The 21516-nt window shown below is 58.2% G+C and carries 20 protein-coding genes; all 20 read left to right on the top strand.

The features are described from left to right. The first annotated feature begins 29 nt into the window (after window positions 1-29). The 20 genes from ruvB to ASD46_RS13905 all read left to right on the top strand — a co-directional run bounded on the left by ruvB (window position 30) and on the right by ASD46_RS13905 (window position 21465). Window positions 30-1070, top strand: a complete 1041-nt coding sequence (gene ruvB, locus ASD46_RS14000) for a Holliday junction branch migration DNA helicase RuvB (RefSeq protein ID WP_003511396.1) — start codon at window positions 30-32, stop codon at window positions 1068-1070. A 52-nt stretch (window positions 1071-1122) separates the two neighbouring features. Beyond that, complete coding sequence (locus ASD46_RS13995; RefSeq protein ID WP_075807662.1) at window positions 1123-1341, top strand: DUF2945 domain-containing protein; 219 nt, start codon at window positions 1123-1125, stop codon at window positions 1339-1341. A 37-nt stretch (window positions 1342-1378) separates the two neighbouring features. After that, complete coding sequence (locus ASD46_RS13990; protein WP_003511394.1) at window positions 1379-1957, top strand: DinB family protein; 579 nt, start codon at window positions 1379-1381, stop codon at window positions 1955-1957. Continuing rightward, on the top strand, window positions 1957-2484 hold the full coding sequence (locus tag ASD46_RS13985; RefSeq protein ID WP_003511393.1) for an NUDIX hydrolase: 528 nt from the start codon (window positions 1957-1959) through the stop codon (window positions 2482-2484). The genes ASD46_RS13990 and ASD46_RS13985 overlap by 1 nt, the downstream gene beginning before the upstream one ends. After that, window positions 2481-3017, top strand: a complete 537-nt coding sequence (locus tag ASD46_RS13980; protein ID WP_035251500.1) for an NUDIX hydrolase — start codon at window positions 2481-2483, stop codon at window positions 3015-3017. The genes ASD46_RS13985 and ASD46_RS13980 overlap by 4 nt, the downstream gene beginning before the upstream one ends. Continuing rightward, the gene (gene ybgC / locus ASD46_RS13975) at window positions 3014-3454 is read left to right on the top strand and encodes a tol-pal system-associated acyl-CoA thioesterase (protein WP_003511391.1); all 441 of its coding nucleotides are present in this window, start codon (window positions 3014-3016) and stop codon (window positions 3452-3454) included. The genes ASD46_RS13980 and ybgC overlap by 4 nt, the downstream gene beginning before the upstream one ends. Before the next feature lie 261 nt (window positions 3455-3715). After that, window positions 3716-4435 carry a protein TolQ gene (tolQ, locus tag ASD46_RS13970; RefSeq protein WP_003511390.1) on the top strand — a complete coding sequence of 240 codons (720 nt, stop codon included), beginning with the start codon at window positions 3716-3718 and terminating at the stop codon, window positions 4433-4435. A 46-nt stretch (window positions 4436-4481) separates the two neighbouring features. Further along, window positions 4482-4940: a protein TolR gene (gene tolR / locus ASD46_RS13965; protein ID WP_003511389.1), complete on the top strand. Its 459-nt coding sequence runs from the start codon at window positions 4482-4484 to the stop codon at window positions 4938-4940. An 8-nt stretch (window positions 4941-4948) separates the two neighbouring features. Next, the gene (locus ASD46_RS13960; RefSeq protein WP_013761817.1) at window positions 4949-6118 is read left to right on the top strand and encodes a hypothetical protein; all 1170 of its coding nucleotides are present in this window, start codon (window positions 4949-4951) and stop codon (window positions 6116-6118) included. Between the two features lie 20 nt (window positions 6119-6138). Beyond that, window positions 6139-7446, top strand: a complete 1308-nt coding sequence (tolB, locus tag ASD46_RS13955) for a Tol-Pal system beta propeller repeat protein TolB (protein WP_003511387.1) — start codon at window positions 6139-6141, stop codon at window positions 7444-7446. A 210-nt stretch (window positions 7447-7656) separates the two neighbouring features. After that, entirely contained in the window at window positions 7657-8190 is a 534-nt protein-coding gene (gene pal / locus ASD46_RS13950; RefSeq protein WP_003511386.1) for a peptidoglycan-associated lipoprotein Pal, read from the top strand. A 158-nt stretch (window positions 8191-8348) separates the two neighbouring features. Beyond that, complete coding sequence (gene ybgF / locus ASD46_RS13945) at window positions 8349-9341, top strand: tol-pal system protein YbgF (protein WP_003511385.1); 993 nt, start codon at window positions 8349-8351, stop codon at window positions 9339-9341. Between the two features lie 30 nt (window positions 9342-9371). Further along, window positions 9372-10709: a tRNA lysidine(34) synthetase TilS gene (gene tilS, locus ASD46_RS13940; RefSeq protein ID WP_060642478.1), complete on the top strand. Its 1338-nt coding sequence runs from the start codon at window positions 9372-9374 to the stop codon at window positions 10707-10709. A gap of 154 nt (window positions 10710-10863) precedes the next feature. Next, the gene (ftsH, locus tag ASD46_RS13935) at window positions 10864-12828 is read left to right on the top strand and encodes an ATP-dependent zinc metalloprotease FtsH (RefSeq protein WP_013761814.1); all 1965 of its coding nucleotides are present in this window, start codon (window positions 10864-10866) and stop codon (window positions 12826-12828) included. Window positions 12829-13016: 188 nt separating this feature from the next. Further along, window positions 13017-14369: a phosphoglucosamine mutase gene (gene glmM, locus ASD46_RS13930; RefSeq protein ID WP_003511381.1), complete on the top strand. Its 1353-nt coding sequence runs from the start codon at window positions 13017-13019 to the stop codon at window positions 14367-14369. Between the two features lie 188 nt (window positions 14370-14557). Further along, window positions 14558-15403, top strand: a complete 846-nt coding sequence (locus tag ASD46_RS13925) for an outer membrane protein (protein ID WP_003511380.1) — start codon at window positions 14558-14560, stop codon at window positions 15401-15403. Window positions 15404-15619: 216 nt separating this feature from the next. Beyond that, window positions 15620-16798: a phosphoserine transaminase gene (locus ASD46_RS13920; protein ID WP_003511379.1), complete on the top strand. Its 1179-nt coding sequence runs from the start codon at window positions 15620-15622 to the stop codon at window positions 16796-16798. Window positions 16799-16881: 83 nt separating this feature from the next. Next, entirely contained in the window at window positions 16882-18477 is a 1596-nt protein-coding gene (serA, locus tag ASD46_RS13915; RefSeq protein WP_003511378.1) for a phosphoglycerate dehydrogenase, read from the top strand. 225 nt (window positions 18478-18702) lie between these two features. Then, a complete protein-coding gene (locus ASD46_RS27100) occupies window positions 18703-19785 on the top strand; it encodes a Tim44 domain-containing protein (RefSeq protein ID WP_003511377.1) in 1083 nt (360 codons plus the stop codon). Between the two features lie 489 nt (window positions 19786-20274). Next, window positions 20275-21465, top strand: a complete 1191-nt coding sequence (locus ASD46_RS13905) for an OpgC family protein (protein ID WP_003511376.1) — start codon at window positions 20275-20277, stop codon at window positions 21463-21465. Window positions 21466-21516: the final 51 nt, after the last annotated feature.

Here is a 21516-nt window from a genome sequence, read left to right as displayed (position 1 = left end):
AATTGGTTTAGAACAATGGAATGCCCTCTATGAGCGATGCGGACAGACTGATTTCGGCGGACAAGCGCGGTGAAGATATCGACACCACAATGCGCCCGCAGTCGCTGGACGATTTTACCGGCCAGGCCGAGGCTCGCGCCAATCTCAAGGTGTTTATCGAGGCGGCAAAGAACCGTGGCGAGGCGCTGGACCATGTGTTGTTCGTCGGGCCTCCCGGTCTCGGCAAAACCACGCTGGCGCAGATCATGGCCAAGGAGCTTGGCGTCAACTTCAAGTCCACCTCTGGACCAGTGATCGCCAAGGCTGGCGACCTTGCCGCACTTTTGACCAATCTCGAGGAGCGCGATGTGCTCTTCATCGATGAAATCCATCGTCTCAACCCGGCAGTCGAGGAAATTCTCTATCCGGCAATGGAGGATTTCCAGCTCGACCTCATCATCGGTGAGGGGCCTGCGGCCCGCTCGGTGAAGATCGATCTTTCCAAGTTCACCCTCGTTGCCGCGACCACGCGTCTTGGTTTGCTGACAACGCCGCTGCGCGACCGCTTCGGCATTCCTGTCCGTCTGGCCTTCTACACTGTCGACGAGCTGGAACTGATCGTTCGGCGCGGCGCGCGGCTGATGGGTCTGAACATGACCGACGATGGCGCACGCGAGATAGCAAGGCGTGCACGCGGCACGCCGCGCATCGCCGGACGGCTCTTGCGCCGGGTTCGCGATTTCGCTGAGGTGGCACGGGCGGAAGCCGTCACCCGTGAGATTGCCGACGAAGCACTGACGCGGTTGCTTGTCGACAAAATGGGTCTCGATCAGCTGGACATGCGCTATCTGACCATGATCGCGGTCAATTTCGGCGGCGGCCCTGTTGGTATCGAGACCATCGCCGCTGGCTTGTCGGAGCCGCGTGATGCGATCGAAGACATCATAGAACCCTACATGATCCAGCAGGGTTTCATCCAGCGCACGCCGCGCGGCCGCGTTCTGACCGGTACTGCCTGGAAACATCTGGGCATGCAGCCGCCTAAAGATCTCGAGGCGGCGCAATTCCGGCTGACGCTGGAAGAGGATTGAGGGAACAAGCCCGGCGCTTTCGCATTTGATTTTCTTTGGTCAGGAAATGATGATGTCTGGATATCGCAAGGGTACGAAGGTTCGCTGGAAATGGGGCAACGGAACCGGCGAAGGAAAAATCGTCGAGACGTTTACTGATGATGTCGAAAAAACGATTTCCGGTTCCACGATAAAGCGCAAGGCCAGCAAGGACGAACCCGCTTATCTTATCGAGCAGGAAGATGGGGCGAAGGTTCTGAAGAGCAAGTCCGAGCTCGAACACGTCGATTGAAAAGCGGCGTTATCAGGCGCCATGAGAAGGGACGTCGATGGCCTACGATCCGACGCGGGTTTTCCGCAAACTCGCGCGCAACAACCGGCTGGCTAATTTAAGGCTGCATCAGGCTTGTCTTCAGCTGTTGCAGGAGGAATTCGTGGCCGCTCGCGTCAGCTTCTTTCCAACCCTTCGGGCGACCCTGAACCACATCTACACCGTTGACCTGTTTTATATCGACGCGATTAAAGGCGGGACGCTCGGCCTTGCCGCTTTTGAAGAGGAAGAGCCTTTCGCCACCATGGCGGAGCTGCATGTTGCCCAAGCGAAACTGGACGAAGAACTCATCGATTTTGTCGACATGCTGGATGAAGACGGCCTCGCTGCCATCGTCAATATTCATCGTGGAACACGCATCCAGCAGGATCGCTGCGATGATGTGTTGTCCCATCTCTTCCAGCATCAGACGCATCATCGCGGGCAGGTGCATGCCATGTTGTCCGGCACCATGATCAAGCCGCCACAACTGGATGAATTCATTGTGGGAGACGACGCAAAGGCGAGAAAAGCCGAGATGGATGCGTTAGGGTGGACGGAAACCGATTTGATGTTTCCAGCCAGCAGGTTCAGTTAATGACACAAGACACCACGGTGCAGGACACCCGTATCCGCATGAAATTCAAGCCGAAACGCATTTTCCAGATGCGCGTTGCGGGGCTGGCGTTTCGGGATGGCCACGTGTTGGTGCACCGCGCGTCCCATGAGAAATTCTGGACCTTTCCGGGTGGCCGCGCCGAAATGGGCGAGCGTTCCGAAGAAACGCTGGCGCGCGAAATGGTCGAGGAACTTGGCGTCGAAGCGAAGGTCGGGCGGCTTCTATGGGCGGTCGAGAATTTTTTCCATTATGAGGGTAAGGAGTGGCACGAACTCGGTTTCTATTACCTGATGGATTTGCCAGAGACCCTTGCCTTTCACCCCACGGATATCATTCACCGCGTTCAGGATGGCGATAACGAGCTGGAGTTTCGCTGGGTCGCTGCGACCCGTGATGCATTGACCGAACTCGATATTCCGCCCTATTTCATCGCGGATGAAATAGAACACCTGCCTGAGACCACAAGACACCTTGTCTGGTATGACGGCGACCTGGACGCCAAATGACTTCTGCCCCTGAGCGCCATATGATCCGGCTGGACCGCAAGCCGCAGCTGTTCAGCATGCGTGTGGCGGCGTTGATTTTCCACGACAACTATCTTCTCGTCCAGCGTGGCGCCAAGGATAGCTATTGGGCCCTGCCGGGCGGGCGGGCGGAAATCGGTGAAAGCTCCGAGCAGACCATCATCCGCGAGATCGGCGAGGAGCTTGACCGGGATTGCGTTGTCGAGCGTCTTCTCTGGTCGGCGGAGAATTTTTTCGCCTATGATGATTATGCCGCGCATGAACTGGCATTTTATTATCTGGTTTCGCTGCGCCAGCCTTTGCCGTTCCATGAAAGCGATATAGTGCATCGCGTGCTGGATGGCGTCGAGGTGGAGTTCCGCTGGCTGCCCGCGCAGCCTTCCGCGCTGCTGGAACACGATCTCAGACCCCGTTTCATTGCTGAGCGCATCGAGATGCTGCCTCAGCGCCACGAGCATCTTATCGTCCGCGAAGGTCGTTCAGGTGCGGCCGAACTTTCCAAGGAGATATCATGAGCGAGCTTGTGGTTTCGCTTTCCGGCGAACTCATCGAACATGGGCACCGCCTGACCCAGCGGGTCTATTATGAGGACACGGATTTTTCCGGCCTCGTTTATCACGCGCGCTATCTGCATTTTCTCGAGCGCGGTCGAACCGACTACCTGCGTTGCCTCGGCTGCGAGCAAAGCGCACTCCTGACCGCCGACGAGGAGGGTCTCGTTTTCGTCGTCCATCGTATGGAGATCGATTTCAAGAGCCCGGCCCGGATGGATGATGTGTTGACGATCACCACCCTTACCGAAAAGGCCGGGGGCGCAAAAATGGTGCTCAATCAGGAAATCCGGCGCGGCGAAACGCTCCTTGTTGCCGCCAAGGTCATCATCGCCGTCATCAATGCCAATGGCCGGCCAAGGCGCCTTCCGGAGACGGTGGCCGAAAAATTCCTGAAGTAAGTTCGGGGCTGGTCCAGTAAATCCATCAGACGTGGCGCGGTTGTAACACTCCTTTAACCATAATGGTGTCTTACTTTAGCAACTGGCATTTGTGCGGCGCACGCCTTCCTTTCACCAAATTTATTGGCAAGTAAGGCTTACTGGCAAGTATCGGGGTATGGCAAAGGGGTTTGCGGCTGTTGCTGCATAGCTTCGAGCGTTAACACGCGTTTGAATCGCCCGGTCCCGTACCGGGCGTTTGGATTCGGGGATTGGATATTTATGGAACAGGCAGGTTTGGCAGCGGCGACGCACGATGTAAGTCTCTGGGCGCTGTTTATGCAGGCGGGCCTCATCGTGAAGTTCGTGATGATTGGACTTATCGCCGCCTCGGTCTGGACGTGGGCGATCGTCTTCGACAAATACGTAAGCTTCGGCAAGGCAAAGCGCCAGTTCGACCAGTTCGAACAGGTCTTCTGGTCTGGCCAGTCGCTCGAGGAGCTTTACCGCACTCTGGCAGAACGCCAGAATGTTGGTCTCGCGGCAATTTTCGTTTCCGCCATGCGGGAGTGGAAGAAATCATTTGAACGCGGCGCCCGTTCACCCATCGGTCTGCAAATGCGTATCGACCGGGCAATGGACGTGACGATTGCTCGTGAAGGCGAACAATACGAGGCCCGCCTCGGTTCGTTGGCGACGATCGGTTCTGCCGGTCCGTTCATCGGCCTCTTCGGTACGGTCGTTGGTATCATGACCTCGTTCCAGGCGATTGCCGGTTCGAAGTCCACCAACCTTGCGGTCGTGGCGCCGGGTATCGCCGAAGCGCTTCTGGCAACGGCCATCGGTCTTGTCGCGGCTATTCCGGCGGTTATCGCCTACAACAAGTTCACGGCTGACGCGCACAAGCTTTCCGCTCGCATGGAAGGTTTCGCCGACGAGTTCTCCGCGATCTTGTCGCGCCAGATCGATGAAAAACTTCAGACGCGGCAGGCAGCCCAATAAGCGCGCCGCGCAGTAATTTGCCGCAAGGCAAAATGGAGTAGATGTTATGGGTATGTCAGCAGGTGGCAGCAGCGGCGGTTCCGGTGGACGCCGTGGGCGCGGCGGACGTCGCAGGGGCGGCGCGATCAGCGAAATCAACGTGACGCCACTGGTTGACGTCATGCTCGTGCTGCTCATCATTTTCATGGTGGCCGCACCGATGATGACGGTCGGCGTTCCGATCGACCTGCCGCAGACATCTGCCAACGCGCTGAATTCGGATACGCAGCCGATCACGATTTCCGTCAATGCCAATGGCCAGATCCATTTGCAGGAAACGGAAATCCAGGCTGCCGAGGTGGCCGACAAGCTGCAGGCAATCGCCACGACAGGTTATAACGAACGCATCTTCGTGCGCGCGGATTCCGTTGCCGCCTATGGCGTCGTCGCCGACGTGATGGCGCGTATCCAGGCAGCGGGCTTCAAGAATATCGGCCTTGTGACCCAGCAGAAACAGGATAATTGACGTCAGCAATGAAGGGCAGCCTTACCACATCCGCGATCGTGCACGCATCGCTTCTGGCTTTCGCCCTCGTTTCCCTGGGCTCGCCGGAGCCTCTTGACGTGTCGCAGGCTGAGGCACTGCCTGTGGAGCTGGTGCCAATCGAGGAATTGAGCCAGATCCAGCAAGGCGACAAGAACGCGCCGAAGGCGGAAAAGTCGGCCCCGGTTCCGACTACACGTCCGGATATCGTTCCGAACGCTCAGAATGTCGGCAACAACGTGGCCGATATAGAAGCGCCGCCGACGCCTACTACAAAGCCGAACGACAATATCAGTGCGGCCGCTCCGCCAAAGCAGGAAAAGCCGCAGCCGGTTGTCGACACCAAGGCGAATGAGGTGAAGGAAATCGTCAAGGAAGAGACCTCGGCTCCGAAGCCGCAGGAAATGGCCGCCTTGCCGCAGACCAAGCCCGAGATCGCGCCGCAACCCAAGACGGAGCCGCCGCCGCAGGAAACGAAAGCGGAAGAGCCACCCCCGGTGCAACAGGAACCGGCCGAAATTCCCGTGCCGCCGAATGTGCCGCGCCCGAATTCCCGCCCGGAGCCGCCGAAGCCGGAAGTGCCGAAACAGGCTGAGACCAAACCTGCCGAGCAGAAGCCCGCTGAGAAGCCTGCAGAGACCAAGCCCGATCAGGCAAAGTCAACGGACAAGCCTTCCGACAAGAAGCCGGGTGAGAAAAAGCAGGAAACGGCGAAATCCGCTTCGTCTAAGGAAAGCGATTTTAACGCTGACGATGTTGCCGCGCTTTTGAACAAGCAGGCGCCCTCCGGTGGTGGTGCAAAGCGCTCCACCCAGCAGGCATCGCTTGGCGGCAAAAAGACCACGGGCGGTTCGACGCTCAGCCAGACGGAAATGGATGCGCTGCGTGGCGCAATCCAGAAAAACTGGCAGATCATTCCCGGCATGGCGGATGCCTCGGACGTTCGCGTTCGGGTCACCATGAAGCTTGACCGTGATGGATCCATCATCGGCCGACCCGAGATCGAAGCAACGGGTGGTTCCGAGGGAACGCGTCGCGCCCTTTCCGGTGGTGCCTATCGCGCCATCATGCGTTCTGCTCCGTTCACGAACCTTCCTGCCGACAAATATGATGCATGGAACGAAGTCGTAGTGAATTTCGATCCCAGTGAATTGCTATGAATGCTGAAAGGCCTGGCAACATGAAGATATTTTCGCCGATCCGGCTGGTGCTCGCTGTCGCGGCCCTTATGTCGGTTTTCTCCGCACCGGCTTTTGCGCGGGTGGAAATCAACATCAACAAGGGCAACGTCGAACCCTTGCCCATCGCCATCACCGACTTCATCTCGGGTGACGGCATCGGCGCGCAGGTATCGGCCGTAATTGCTGCCGATCTGCAGCGTTCCGGCCTGTTTGCGCCAGTCAACAAGAGTGCCTTCATCGAAAAAATCGCCAACCCGGATCAGCAGCCGCGTTTTGAGGACTGGAAGGTTATCAACGCGCAGGCACTCGTAACGGGCCGCGTGACGCGTGAAAGCGATGGCCGTCTGCGTGCGGAGTTCCGCCTTTGGGATACTTTCGCAGGCCAGCAGATGACCGGGCAGCAGTTCTTCACGCAGCCGGAAAACTGGCGCCGTGTCGCCCACATCATTGCGGACGCCATTTATGAGCGCGTCACCGGTGAAAAGGGTTACTTCGATACCCGCGTCGTTTTCGTCTCCGAAAGCGGCCCGAAGACAGCCCGCAAGCGTCAGCTGTCGATCATGGACCAAGACGGCTTCAACGTCCGTAACCTCACCAATTCGAACGACATCGTTCTGACGCCGCGTTTTTCGCCGAACCGTCAGGAAGTCACCTACATGTCGTTTGAAGGCCAGCAGCCGCGCGTTTACCTGCTGCAGCTGGAAACCGGACAGCGCGAAGTGGTCGGTAATTTCCCCGGCATGACATTCTCGCCGCGCTTCTCGCCGGATGGCCAGAAGGTCATTATGAGCCTTCAGCAGGATGGTAACGCCAATATCTACACCATGGACCTGCGCTCACGAACCACGACGCGCCTGACGAACACGTCCGCGATCGATACTGCACCGTCATTCTCCCCCGATGGGCAACGTGTTGCCTTTGAAAGCGACCGTGGCGGCCGTCAGCAAATTTACGTGATGAATGCCGATGGTTCAGGACAGCAGCGTATTTCGTTCGGCGACGGGTCGTATTCCACGCCGGTCTGGTCGCCACGCGGCGATCTGATCGCCTTCACCAAACAATCGGGCGGCAAGTTCTCGATTGGCGTGATGAAAACCGACGGTTCGGGTGAGCGCATTCTGACCAGCGGCTTTCATAATGAAGGCCCAACATGGGCGCCGAACGGCCGTGTGCTGATGTTCTTCCGCCAGAACGCTGGTGCTGGCGGTCCGCAGCTCTATTCGATCGACTTGACCGGCTACAACGAACAGCTGATCAAGACTCCCACCTTCGCTTCAGACCCGGCCTGGTCGCCGCTTCTGGACTGATATTGACTGCCATGACGGCGCCGGCCCAACCGGCGCCGTCATGTTTTTACATATGCCGTACGGGAAACTGCCTCTTTCTTGCCGCAAAGTGTTGTGAGGGAGCAAAAAAGTGGGACGTTTCCTTTCTGTTAACCATAAGCGTTTGTCGGCTATTAACCTCGATCCGTTAGTGTCTGGCAACGTTATTGCAATCCCAAGGAGAGACCGGCGATGAGCCGTACACACACTTCGGCACTCAGCCCGATGCAGAAACTGGCCCGTAATCCGGCTGTTATCGCCATGACGCTCGCTCTTGCTCTCGCAGGCTGCGCGAACAAGAAGAACATGCCGAACAGCGCCGGTGAGCTCGGTCTCGGCGGTGCGGGTTCTGCGACGCCCGGCTCCCAGCAGGACTTCACGGTTAATGTTGGCGACCGCATCTTCTTTGATACGGACTCGACGTCCATCCGTGCAGACGCGCAGCAGACGCTGCAGCGCCAGGCACAGTGGCTTGCCCGTTACCCGAAATACGCCATCACCGTCGAAGGCCATGCCGACGAGCGCGGTACGCGTGAATACAACCTGGCGCTCGGCGCCCGTCGTGCCGCTGCAACCCGTGACTTCCTGGCGTCCCAGGGCGTTCCGGCAAGCCGCATGAAGACGATCTCCTACGGCAAGGAAAAGCCGGTCGCCGTCTGCGATGACATTTCCTGCTGGTCGCAGAACCGCCGCGCTGTGACGGTTCTCGGTGGCGCAGGCATGTAATCGCCTAACGCTTTTGTGATCTCGAATGGAAGGCGGTCTATGGGCCGCCTTTCGTTTTTTTCATAGTTTGGCCGAAGTTAAGTTGCTTTTTCGGTTGATATGGAAAAAATCCGGCTTGCGCCATTCCGGTGCAAATCAGTTAAGGCAGGGCAAATGAGATGAAGAAACTTGTCGTGGCGGGAATGCTGGGGCTTGCAGCCTGCACCGGCTTGAGCGGCACAGCCGTTTCGGGTCCGCTGTTCGGTGCGGGGGGTAGCTTCGGCACGATCAACTCTCAGCAGGTCCCAATTGTGCGGGTTCAGGCCAATGAAGCCTATAAGGTTCAGCAGCTTGAAGAACAGATCCGGCAGCTCAACGGCCGTATCGAAGAAATGAGCTTCCAGCTTTTGCAGATGCAGGAAACGATCCGCAAGGCGCAGGAAGACAATGAATTCCGCTTCCAGGAACTGGAAGGCGGCAAAGGCGCGAGTACCACCGCGCCGAAAAAGAAGGCGGAGGCCACTCCGGCCGCTCCGCCGAGCGACGACGTTGCAACGATCATCGAAACGCCACCTCAGGGTGGCGCTTCCGTTTCGCCGTCCTCTTCCGCGAACGCGCCGACGAGTGCACCGGGAGAGACGACGCTTGGCTCCATCGAGCTTGATTCCAAGGGCATGCCGATCGGTGGCTCATTGAACCAGGGTGCCAACAATTCTTCCGGTAGTCTTCCGGGCGTTACCACCGGCAACGGTTCGCGCAAGACCGATCCGGTCAACACCGCAGCACTCACCAGCGAGGGCGATATCTATCAGGCTGCTTACGGTCATGTTCTTTCCGGCGATTACAAGCTTGCGGAGCAGGGGTTCCAGCAATATCTCCAGGGTTACCCGAAAGGCACCAAGGCCGCCGATGCCAGCTTCTGGCTGGGCGAGGCACAATATTCGCAGGGCAAGTTCAACGAGGCCGCAAAAACTTTCCTGAACGGCCATCAGACCTATGGCAAGTCTCCGAAAGCACCGGAAATGCTGATGAAGCTCGGCATGTCGCTTGCAGCTCTGGACAACACCGAGACCGCCTGCGCCACGCTGCGCGAAGTGCCGAAGCGTTATCCCAGTGCTTCAAAGACTGTGCTGAACAAGGTTGCCAGCGAACAGAAGCGGCTGAGCTGCTGATCTTGCTCCTGCCATGGCGGCGGTCTTTCCATGCCGGTTGATGTCCGCATTTTGAACGAAAAGACGGTTGCGCCGCTCGCTGCGGCTAGGTCCTTCGTCGAAAATCTTCGCAAACCCGTCCATATTCTCATCGCAATCTCCGGCGGTAGCGATTCCACCGGTCTGTTGCTGGCAATGCATGAGGCGAGGGCGGAGGCAGACCCCGACCGGGTGCGGCTTTCCGCCGTCACGGTTGACCATGCCCTAAGGGCGGAATCCGCTGATGAGGCTCACAAGGTCTCCCTGCTCTGCGCGGAACTCGGTATCCCGCATACCGTGCGCCGATGGGATGATCCCAAACCCGCTTCCGGCATTTCCGAAGCCTCTCGTCTTGCCCGATATAGTCTGATCGCCGACGTTGCGAGCGACATTGGCGCCGATCTCATCGTGACGGGGCATACTCTTGGCGACCAGCGGGAAACCGTGGCGATGCGTGCCGCCAGAAGCGGCAGCAGCGAAAATCTCGGCCTCGCCGGCATGGCGGATGCTGTATTATACGGTGGACGCCACTGGATCATGCGGCCGTTTCTGACCTGTGAAAGACAGGAGATCCGCGATTTCGTATTATCTCGCTCGCGTGGCTGGTCTGACGACCCTAGTAATGACAACGCGCGCTACGAGCGGGTTCGTGTGCGGCAGTCGCTTTCCGACTCTCCGCCGCCGTTTGATGCGCAGGCCGCCGTCAAACGACAGGCATATTCCGAGAAAACCGCCTTTTTTCTCCAACAAAACGTAGAAGTCTTTCACGCCACGCTCGCCAGATTGTCGATTGAAGGCCTGATGCCCGATCTTCCCGAATTTCGGCACGGGCTAGCGGTGCTCATCGCTAATCTCGGTGGAAGGGCCTATTTCCCGGCGGCCAGCAGCATGGATCGGGTGTTGCAGTTTCTCAAAACCAGCGAGAACGGACGGATAACGGTTGGCCGCGTTCTTTTCGATCGCCGAAAGGACGGGCTTTATCTTTTCCGCGAGCATCGGAATATGCCGGAACTGCAAGTCGAGGCTGGCGGGCAGGGCCTCTGGGACGATCGTTTCTTTGTGAAAAACACATCGGCTTTTCCGGTCAATATTGCGGCGGGCAGGACGGGTGGCATTGCGGATGCGGCAGCGCTTTTTCCAGCGGTGCCGCCAGGGATTGCAAAACAGGCGATGGCGATCCTGCCGCAAATTGCCGCGTTGGTTCCCGGTCGAGCCTCTCCGGAAGGTGCCATCAGTATCGTGCCGAGGCTTGCCCCCTTCGATCTTTTTCTGCCGCGCTTCGACCTTGAGTTGGCGAATGCCATCGCGGTTTTATTCGGCCGTGCGGCCTATCCACAGCCGCCGGTTTAAATCCGGCCTCTTTTTCGTGAATTGCCTTGGAATAGTTTTTACACCAAAACGCATCAGATAACGCCCTTTGCCTTGGCAACGGCAGATGTCGTCCTTATGTTAGGGTCGAGTAATAGCGGGCAGCAAACATGTCCGTGTGAGTTCGGGGAGTTCGATGAACCCAAATTTCAGAAATTTCGCCTTGTGGGCCGTGATTGCCCTCTTGCTGATCGCTTTGTTCAGCATGTTCCAGACTTCGCCGACGCAAACGGGTTCGCGGGAAATTCCGTATTCCCAGTTTCTCCGCGATGTGGATTCCGGGCGAGTTCGCGACGTGACCGTCACCGGTAACCGGGTTCTCGGAACCTATACCGAGAACGGCACGGCCTTTCAGACCTATTCCCCAGTAATCGACGACAGCTTGATGGAGCGCTTGCAGAGCAAGAACGTCACCATCGTCGCGCGTCCCGAGAGCGACGGTTCTTCCGGTTTTTTGAGCTATCTCGGCACGCTTTTGCCGATGTTCCTCATCCTCGGCGTCTGGCTGTTCTTCATGCGGCAGATGCAGGGCGGCTCGCGCGGCGCGATGGGCTTTGGCAAGTCAAAGGCCAAGCTTTTGACGGAAGCGCACGGCCGCGTGACGTTTGACGACGTCGCAGGTGTGGACGAAGCCAAGCAGGACCTTGAGGAAATCGTGGAATTCCTGCGCGATCCGCAGAAGTTCCAGCGACTCGGCGGCAAGATCCCGCGCGGCGTGCTGCTGGTCGGCCCTCCAGGTACTGGTAAGACGCTACTGGCGCGCTCCGTCGCGGGTGAAGCTAATGTGCCGTTCTTCACCATTTCCGGTTCTGACTTCGTGGAAATGTTCGTCGGCGTCGGCGCAAGCCGCGTGCGTGACATGTTCGAGCAGGCCAAGAAGAATGCGCCGTGCATCATCTTCATCGACGAAATCGACGCTGTCGGTCGTCACCGCGGCGCCGGTCTCGGCGGTGGCAATGACGAACGCGAACAGACGCTCAACCAGCTGCTGGTCGAGATGGACGGCTTCGAGGCGAATGAAGGCATCATCCTCATCGCCGCCACCAACCGTCCGGACGTTCTCGATCCCGCGCTTCTGCGTCCCGGCCGTTTCGACCGTCAGGTCGTCGTGCCGAACCCGGATATCGTCGGCCGTGAGCGCATTCTCAAGGTTCACGTTCGCAACGTGCCGCTGGCTCCGAATGTCGATCTCAAGGTTCTGGCCCGTGGCACCCCCGGTTTCTCGGGCGCTGACTTGATGAACCTCGTCAACGAAGCCGCCCTGATGGCCGCCCGCCGTAACAAGCGCGTGGTTACCATGCAGGAGTTCGAGGACGCCAAGGACAAGATCATGATGGGTGCGGAACGCCGCTCCTCCGCCATGACCGAAGCGGAAAAGAAACTGACCGCTTACCACGAGGCGGGGCATGCGATTACCGCGCTCAAGGTTGCTTTGGCTGATCCGCTGCACAAGGCGACAATTATTCCGCGCGGCCGTGCACTCGGCATGGTCATGCAGTTGCCTGAAGGTGACCGCTACTCCATGAGTTACAAATGGATGGTGTCGCGTCTGGTGATCATGATGGGTGGCCGCGTTGCCGAGGAGTTGACCTTCGGCAAGGAAAACATCACCTCCGGCGCATCTTCGGATATCGAGCAGGCCACCAAGCTTGCCCGCGCCATGGTAACGCAATGGGGCTTCTCCGACGCTCTCGGCCAGGTCGCCTATGGTGAAAACCAGCAGGAAGTCTTCCTTGGCCATTCCGTCTCGCAGTCCAAGAATGTCTCCGAGGCAACGGCTCAGACGATCGACACCGAAGTCCGCCGCCTGATCGACGAGGCCTATACAGAGGCACGTCGTATCCTGACGGACAATCACGACGGGTTCGTTGCTATTGCCGAGGGTCTTCTTGAATACGAAACCCTCACGGGCGACGAGATCAAGGCTTTGCTGAGGGGCGAGAAGCCGGCCCGCGATCTGGGTGACGATTCTCCTGGCAGCCGTGGCTCGGCTGTTCCGAAAGCAGGCACCAAGAAGGACGGCCCAAGCGAAGTCAAGGGTGACGGCGAAGCCAAGGGCGACGGCGAGGCTGAAGGCGGCATGGAGCCGCAGCCGCACTGATTGCTTGGCCAAGACGACTATTGAAAAAGGCCATCCGGTTTTCCGGGTGGCCTTTTCAGTTTGGTAACAAGATATAAGCCATTTTTGCGGTAATTTACGTGCTGTTTATCGTGGTTTGTGGCATTTAGCCAAAAACGCTTCCGGTAGTTTTATGCTATGCCGGAATGCCCGAAAGATTTGGAGTTCAAATGGCACGCCGTTATTTCGGAACCGATGGTATCCGCGGACAATCGAACGTCTTTCCCATGACGCCGGATCTGGCGATGCGTGTGGGCATTGCGGTCGGAACGATCTTCCGCCGGGGCCATCATCGCCATCGTGTCGTGATCGGCAAGGATACACGGCTTTCGGGCTACATGCTGGAAAACGCGCTGGTCGCAGGTTTCACCGCGGCCGGCCTTGATGTCTTCCTGCTCGGGCCCATTCCAACCCCCGCTGTTGCCATGCTGACCCGCTCGCTGCGGGCCGATATCGGCGTAATGATCTCGGCGTCGCACAACCCATTTTCCGATAATGGAATCAAGCTTTTCGGACCCGACGGATACAAGCTTTCCGACGAGCTTGAGCTGGAAATCGAAGATCTTCTCGACAAGGATCTCTATGCCCAGCTCGCCAAGCCGAGCGAGATCGGACGCGCCAAGCGCGTGGATGGCGATATCTACCGCTATATCGAATTCGTCAAACGTACCCTGCCGCGTGATGTGACGCTGAGCGGGCTCAGGATCGCCATCGACTGTGCCAATGGCGCTGCCTACAAGGTGGCTCCCGCAGCACTCTGGGAACTGGGCGCCGAAGTCGTTACCATCGGCAACGAGCCGAACGGCATCAATATCAATCTCGAATGCGGCTCCACCCACCCGGAAGCCCTGCAGAAAAAGGTGCATGAGGTGCGGGCCGATATCGGCATCGCGCTCGATGGCGATGCGGACCGTGTCATCATCGTCGACGAACGCGGCGAGATCGTCGACGGCGACCAGCTCATGGCGGTGATTGCCGACAGCTGGGCTTCCGACAATACCCTGCGTGGTGGCGGCATTGTCGCAACCGTGATGTCCAATCTCGGTCTTGAGCGTTTCCTTGGCGACAAGGGTCTCACCCTTGCCCGCACCAAGGTGGGCGACCGTTATGTTGTCGAACATATGCGCAACCACAATTTCAACGTCGGCGGTGAGCAGTCCGGCCACATCGTCTTGTCGGATTATGGCACGACTGGCGATGGGCTGGTGGCAGCTTTGCAGGTTCTCGCCAAGGTCAAACGTTCGGGCCTCACCGTCAGCGAGGTTTGCCGCAAGTTCGAGCCGGTGCCGCAGCTTTTGAAGAACGTCCGTATTTCCGGCGGCAAGCCATTGGAAAATCCGATCGTGCAGCAGGCGATCGCCGATGCGGAAAGCGCATTGGCCAATAATGGCCGCCTCGTTATCCGCCCCTCCGGTACGGAGCCTTTGATCCGCGTCATGGCGGAGGGCGACGATAGTGCGAAGGTGGAGCAGATCGTCAACGATCTCGTCGGCGTTATCACCAATGCCCGCTCGGCTGCATAAATTGCGCCACCAAATGTGAAAAGAAAAAGCCGGCTTTCGAGTCGGCTTTTTCTTTGAGTATTGCCTAATAAATATAGTGAATGATCGTGGTTAATCGGGACTTAACCATTTTACGCCAATCTCCGTGACTGAACAGTTCACTGGCATTTGCTGCCGCAACGGCAGGTGCCTCTTCTGGAGTGGAAGTCATGAAAAACGCTTTGGCCGGCATTCTGGCCGTTCTGATGACCGGCACGAGCGCCTTCGCTGCCGATCTTTATCAAGCTGAACCTGCGCCTGCCTATGTCGAGGCACCCGAAGTGCAGATCACGCAGGCAAGTGGTTGGTATCTGCGCGGCGACGTCGGTTATTCCTTCAACAAGCTTCGCGGCGCCAACTATTATCAGGGTGGACCGGGTGGTTATCTCGCCGATTTTGATACGGCTAATGTCAAGGATAGCTACATCGTCGGCGCCGGTGTCGGTTATCAGTTCAACAACTATTTCCGCAGTGACGTAACCTTCGATTACATGGGTAAATCGGATTTCCGCGGTTCTACCATCGGCGGCTGTGGTTCCGTGCCCGGTCCCTGCGTTTCAGCGGATCTCAGCTCGCTTAGAGCATACACGCTGATGGCAAACGCCTATGTCGATCTTGGTACCTATGGCCGCATCACGCCCTATGTTGGTGGCGGTATCGGCGGCTCCTACGTCAAATGGGATAAGCTGCGCAATACTTCGTGCAGCACCAACGGCCTTGGCTGCGACCCGACCACCGAACATGGCGGCAGAGGCAAGTGGCGCTTCGCCTATGCCCTGATGGCCGGTGCATCGATCGATGTTACCTGTAATCTGAAGGCAGATGTCGGTTACCGCTTCCGCCAGATCAACAAGGGCGACATGTTCGATTTTGCGAATGGTGGCGGTCCTGGCCGCGACAAGGGTCTGTATTCGCATGAGGTTCGCGTCGGTGGCCGTTATGTCTTTAACGGCTGCGATACCGCGCAATACATGCCGCCTGCCGATATTCCGCTGCAGCCTGCCGTTTATAAATAAACGTCACGCCCGACTGTTAGCTTCAAGCCGTTCGCATCCTCCTCCGGTGCGGGCGGTTTTTGTTTTCAGCGGTATCCAATTCGTCGCATGACGCATATGGACTAAAATTCTCATGCGTAGCGACATATTCCGCTTGACGGAGGCCGGTGAGAGGAATAGCAACGGCGTCAGGACACCTCTCCCTAACGAGAGGCGCCTATCTGAAAGGGTAGTCAAATGACAGATATAGTGAAGCCGGACCTCCGTCCGGGCAATACACATTTTTCTTCTGGTCCCTGCTCGAAGCGTCCCGGTTGGTCGCTAGATGCTCTATCCGATGCACCGCTCGGTCGCTCGCATCGCGCCAAGGTTGGCAAAGCCAAGCTGAAGCAGGCCATCGATCTCACCCGTGAAATTCTCAATGTTCCCGCCGATTATCGCATCGGCATTGTTCCCGCGTCCGACACCGGCGCCGTTGAAATGGCCCTTTGGTCGCTGCTCGGTGAACGCGGCGTCGATATGCTTGCCTGGGAAAGCTTTGGTGCCGGCTGGGTTACCGATGTCGTCAAGCAGCTGAAGCTGAAGGACGTACGCAAGTTGGAGGCCGATTACGGCCTGCTGCCGAACCTGGCAGAAGTCGATTTCGACCGCGATGTGGTTTTCACCTGGAACGGCACCACCTCCGGTGTCCGCGTTCCCAATGCCGATTTCATTCCTGCTGACCGCAAGGGTCTGACTATCTGCGATGCCACCTCGGCGGCCTTCGCGCAGGATATGGACTTTGCAAAGCTCGACGTCGTGACCTTCTCCTGGCAGAAGGTTCTGGGCGGCGAGGGTGGCCACGGCGTCATCATCCTTTCGCCGCGCGCTGTCGAGCGTCTGCTGAGCTACGCGCCGGCATGGCCGCTGCCGAAAATCTTCCGCATGGTCTCCGGCGGCAAGCTCATCGAAGGCATCTTCACTGGCGAAACCATCAACACCCCGTCCATGCTCTGCGTTGAGGATTATATCGACGCGCTGCTGTGGGCGAAGAACCTTGGTGGCCTGAAGGCGCTGATTGGCCGTGCTGATGCCAATGCCAAGGTCATCTACGACTTTATCGAGAAGAACGACTGGATCGCCAACCTGGCCGTCAAGCCGGAAACCCGCTCCAACACCTCCGTCTGCCTGAAGATCGTCGATCCCGACGTACAGGCGCTGGATGCTGCTGCGCAGGCGGATTTCGCCAAGGGCATCGTTGCCCTGCTTGAAAAGGAAAATGTCGCCCTCGATATCGGCGCTTACCGTGACGCACCGTCCGGTCTGCGCATCTGGGCCGGCGCAACCATCGAGACGGCCGATATGGAAGCCGTCATGCCCTGGCTCGCCTGGGCCTACCAGACGCAGAAGGCAACACTTTCCAAGGCTGCCGCCTGATTTTGATACCGGCCCTGCGTTGATGCAGGGCCGCCGATTTCCCGCTTTTAAAACTGCACCGTTTTTCAAGGAGCCCCTGAACCATGGCACCTCGCGTACTCGTATCCGACGAACTGTCGGAAACCGCCGTCCAGATTTTCCGTGATCGTGGCGTCGAAGTCGATTTCCAGCCGAAACTCGGCAAGGACAAGGACAAGCTGGCTGAAATCATCGGCAATTACGATGGTCTTGCCATTCGTTCCGCCACTAAGGCGACCGAAAAGCTGATCGAAGCGGCGACCAATCTCAAGGTCATCGGCCGCGCCGGTATCGGCGTCGATAACGTCGATATCCCGGCCGCTTCGCGCCGCGGTATCATCGTCATGAACACGCCGTTCGGCAACTCTATCACCACTGCCGAACATGCGATTGCGCTGATGTTCGCCGTCGCTCGTCAGCTTCCGGCTGCCGATAGCTCCACGCAGGCGGGTAAGTGGGAAAAGTCGAAATTCATGGGTGTCGAAATCACCGGCAAGACGCTCGGCGTCATCGGTGCCGGCAACATCGGCTCCATCGTCTGCTCGCGCGCACTTGGCCTGAAGATGCACGTTCTGGCCTACGATCCCTTCCTGTCGCCGGAGCGCGCGCAGGAAATGGGCGTGACGAAGGTTGAGCTGGACGAGCTGTTGGCGCAGGCCGATTTCATCACCCTGCATGTGCCGATGACCGACAAGACACGCGGCATCCTCAATGCCGAAAACCTTGCCAAGACCAAGAAGGGCGTACGTATCGTCAATTGCGCCCGTGGCGGTCTGGTGGATGAGGCGGCTCTTGCCGACGCCATCAAGTCCGGCCATGTCGCCGGTGCAGGCTTTGACGTTTTCGAAGTCGAGCCCGCCACCGAAAGCCCGCTTTTTGGTCTTCCCAATGTCGTCTGCACGCCGCATCTCGGCGCTTCGACCACGGAAGCACAGGAAAACGTTGCGCTTCAGGTTGCCGAGCAGATGTCGGATTATCTGGTCAAGGGTGCCGTCTCCAACGCCATCAACATGCCATCGATCACGGCGGAAGAAGCACCGCGCCTGAAGCCCTTCATCCGTCTGGCGGATGTCCTCGGCTCCTTCGTCGGTCAGGTGCAGGAAAGCGCCACCAAGGAAATCGAAATCCTTTATGATGGTGCAACCGCCAACATGAACACCAAGGCGCTGACCAGCGCGTTGCTGGCGGGCCTTATCCGCAGCCAGGTTGCGGATGTGAACATGGTTTCCGCGCCTGTTATGATCAAGGAAAAGGGTGTTATCCTGTCCGAGGTCAAGCGTGACAAGACCGGCGTTTACGACGGTTACATCAAGTTGACGGTCAAGACTGAAAACCAGGTTCGCTCGGTTGCTGGTACGGTGTTCTCGGATGGCAAGCCGCGCTTCATCCAGATCAAGAACATCAACATGGATGCGGATGTTGGATCGCACATGATCTACATCACCAACACCGACGTTCCCGGCATGATCGGCTTCATGGGCACCACGCTTGGTGAGGCTGGCGTCAACATTGCCAACTTCCAGCTCGGTCGTGAAAAGGAAGGCGGCGACGCCATCGCGCTTCTTTATGTCGATGGTCCGGTTTCCGAAGACGTGCTGGACAAGCTGCGCGCCAACCCGGCAATCCGCCAGGTCAGGCCGCTGACATTCAACATCGACTGATACCTATCGTTCCTCCCAAGGGGACAATAAGGGCCGGTGCAGGGGAAACCCTGTGCCGGTTTTTTTGTTTCTGAACCGCCGGTTTCACCGAAATGTGTGCGTGTTTCTCTCTCTGGTTGCATATCACGAAAAATTTAAGGCGGGCATACTAAAAATGATGATCATGAGTTGCTATATCGCGTGCTGATATGCCGCTCATGGGAGGGTGGCCAACAGGAGATAGTGATGTTTGCTGCCTTTCGGCGCTTCAAAGGTTTGTTCGCAGTCGCCGCGCTTGGTATCGCGGTATCTTTCGTAGCCGTCGATATGGCGGAAGCACGCCGTGCGAGCGGCGGTTTCGGTAGCCGCGGCACAAGGACGTTTTCCGCGCCGCCGTCGACCAGCACCGCCCCCGGCCAGACCGCGCCGATCAACCGCAGCATGACTCCTAACACCCAGCAAAACCAGGCGACGCCCGGCGCTGCACAGCCGGCGCGTCCCGGTGCGCAGGCACCGCAGCAGAGCCGTGGCCTGTTTGGCGGCATGATGGGTGGCTTGATGGGCGGACTGCTGATGGGTGGCCTGTTCGGCATGCTCATGGGCGGCGGTTTCGGCGGTATGGCCGGTTTCTTCGGTATGTTGCTGCAGGTGGCGCTGATTGGCCTTCTGGTCATGTTCGCCATGCGTTTCTTCGCATCGCGCCGTCAGGGCCAGCCGGCTTTCGGTGGCGCAGGCGGATCGCAGCGCACGGATCATTCCGGCTCCTCCTTTAATGGCGGCCCGCAGGCAGGTCCTTCCGCATCCTCGTTCAAGATTCCGAAGATCGGCGCGCTTGCCGGTGCTGCGGGCGGCGCAGCCGCGGCCACTGCCGCAACCGCAAAGCCGGTGGCACATGCCAATGCTATGTCCGAAGGTGACGAAATTGGCATTACCCAGAGCGATCTCGAAGTCTTCCAGAAAATGCTGCAGGATGTTCAGGCTGCCTATGGGGCTGAAGATTACGGCACGTTGCGCAAGCTGACGACGCCGGAAGCCATGTCCTATCTTGCTGAGGAACTGAGCGACAACGCGACGAGCGGCGTGAAAAACGACGTGCGCGACGTAACGCTGCTGCAGGGCGATGTTGCCGAAGCCTGGCACGAAGAGGGCCAGGACTATGCAACGGTAGCCATGCGCTACTCCGCCATCGACATTATGCGCGACCGCACCTCCGGCAAGGTGATCGAAGGGGACGAGCAGCATCCGTCCGAAGCGGTGGAAATGTGGACCTTCGTGCGCCGTGGCGGTAACGACAACTGGCAGGTCGCCGCCATTCAGGCCGCTGCCTGAGACGACGCGTAGTCTTGTCTGAATGAAACAGCCCGGAGGTTTTACCAACCTCCGGGCTTTTGCGTACCGCGATGCGTGATGCCGCGACATTGTCTTTCGTCGATAATTCAGTGATCGCGGTGGCAGATCGCAACTCTCCAAAAAAATGACTGATAAATCTAACGGGTGATATCTGTATCGTCCCGCGAGTGGCTGTCCGCGTTTTCCCTGCCATGCAGGGGTTTGCGCCCTCTTCGTCGAGGCGTGGCGCTGACGCATAGCTCTTTTGCTCCACGGAATTGCCGTTTTTCATTCATCCGGTGTTCAGTCCGCGCATCCTAACCAGCATGCGTACACGTCAATGTTACTTTTCGCGCCGGTTCTAAACCGCTTTGGGAAGGGAACCACAGGCGCAAAACAGCGTTGACAATCCAATTCCCGGCCCGCCTCCCGCAAGCCGGGCTGGGTGGCCGGGCAATGCACGGCCCGCGAGAACGGAGAGCTATCGAGATGAAACGCTTTGACCTGATCGACGGGATGCGTGGTTACTTCCTCGTCTTCATGCTGATCAACCATCTGGTGTTTGCAGGCGGTTTCTGGCTGGTGGAAATCAATCACCGCCAGTTTGCCTTCGTGGAAGACGCGCAGGGCTTCGTCTTTCTGTCCGGTCTGCTGATCGGCATGGTCTATGCCCGCAAGATGATGAAATATGGCTATGATGCCGGCAAACAGATGATCTGGAACCGGGCGATGGAGCTCTATCGCTATGCGATGGGTCTCGTCATCGCCGTGCTGTTCTTCCGCATGGTCATCCCGCATGCGCCCTATATCTGGTACAACTGGCTGGGCATGACGTCGTTCGACGATCCGCTGCGTCTGGCGGCGATTGCGACATTCCTTTTCCAGCCTACATTCATGGATATTCTGCCGCAGTACATTGTTTACATGCTGTTCGCACCCGTCCTCGTTAAACTCTGCCTCGACGGCAAATGGGCTTATGTCATGGCAGGCTCGCTGCTGGTCTGGATGGCCGGCCAGCTCGGTCTTCAGCAGATCGTGACGACGCCGCTCAATGAACTCGTCAAGGGTGCCGACGAGCAGGGTATCCGCGTCAGCTTCAATCTTCTCGGCTGGCAGCTGGTGTTCTACTCGGCGCTGGTGCTGGGCGCGATGACGGCGCAGAACCGCATTCCGTGGAAGGCGATCTTCTCACCGCAACAAACATGGCTTCCGAAGGCGGCACTTCTCATCTGCCTGTTTTTCATGCCGCTTCGTATCGCAACCGCCTGGGGCCTGATGCCGGAATTCGTGATGGGCAAGTTCTCCACGATGGAGATCCGTGCCGATTTCGGCCCGGTCTACCTCATCAATTTCCTTGCTGTTGGTGTGGGTCTCACTTGGCTGGTGATCGCTGGTCCGAAGCATCACCGCCCGATCGTCCGCTCGATTGCGGAGGGCGTGATCTGGGTGCTCTCGCTGAAATTCCTGCAGCTGCTCGGCCGCCATTCGCTTCAGGTCTATGTCTGGCACGTGGCTATCGTCTATGGCGTCTATTATCTGGATGGCCGTACGGCCGAACTTTCGCAGGTCAGCAAGACGCTAATTGCCCTTACCGCAATAGGCTTGCTGGCTTTGCCGGCCCTGTGGAGGGAGCGCGACAAGTGGATTGGCAGCAGCGGCCAGAAGACGGCGGGCGCTTAACAACCGGTCACCACCTCACTCTAATGGCTTTACGGGGCGGTTTTCCGCCCC

This window comes from Rhizobium sp. Root491 (genome assembly GCF_001427205.1).
In the GTDB taxonomy this organism is placed as follows: domain Bacteria; phylum Pseudomonadota; class Alphaproteobacteria; order Rhizobiales; family Rhizobiaceae; genus Agrobacterium; species Agrobacterium tumefaciens.
The sequence above is the reverse complement of the archived record's forward strand: the minus strand, read 5'-3'. Positions and strand labels throughout refer to the sequence as shown.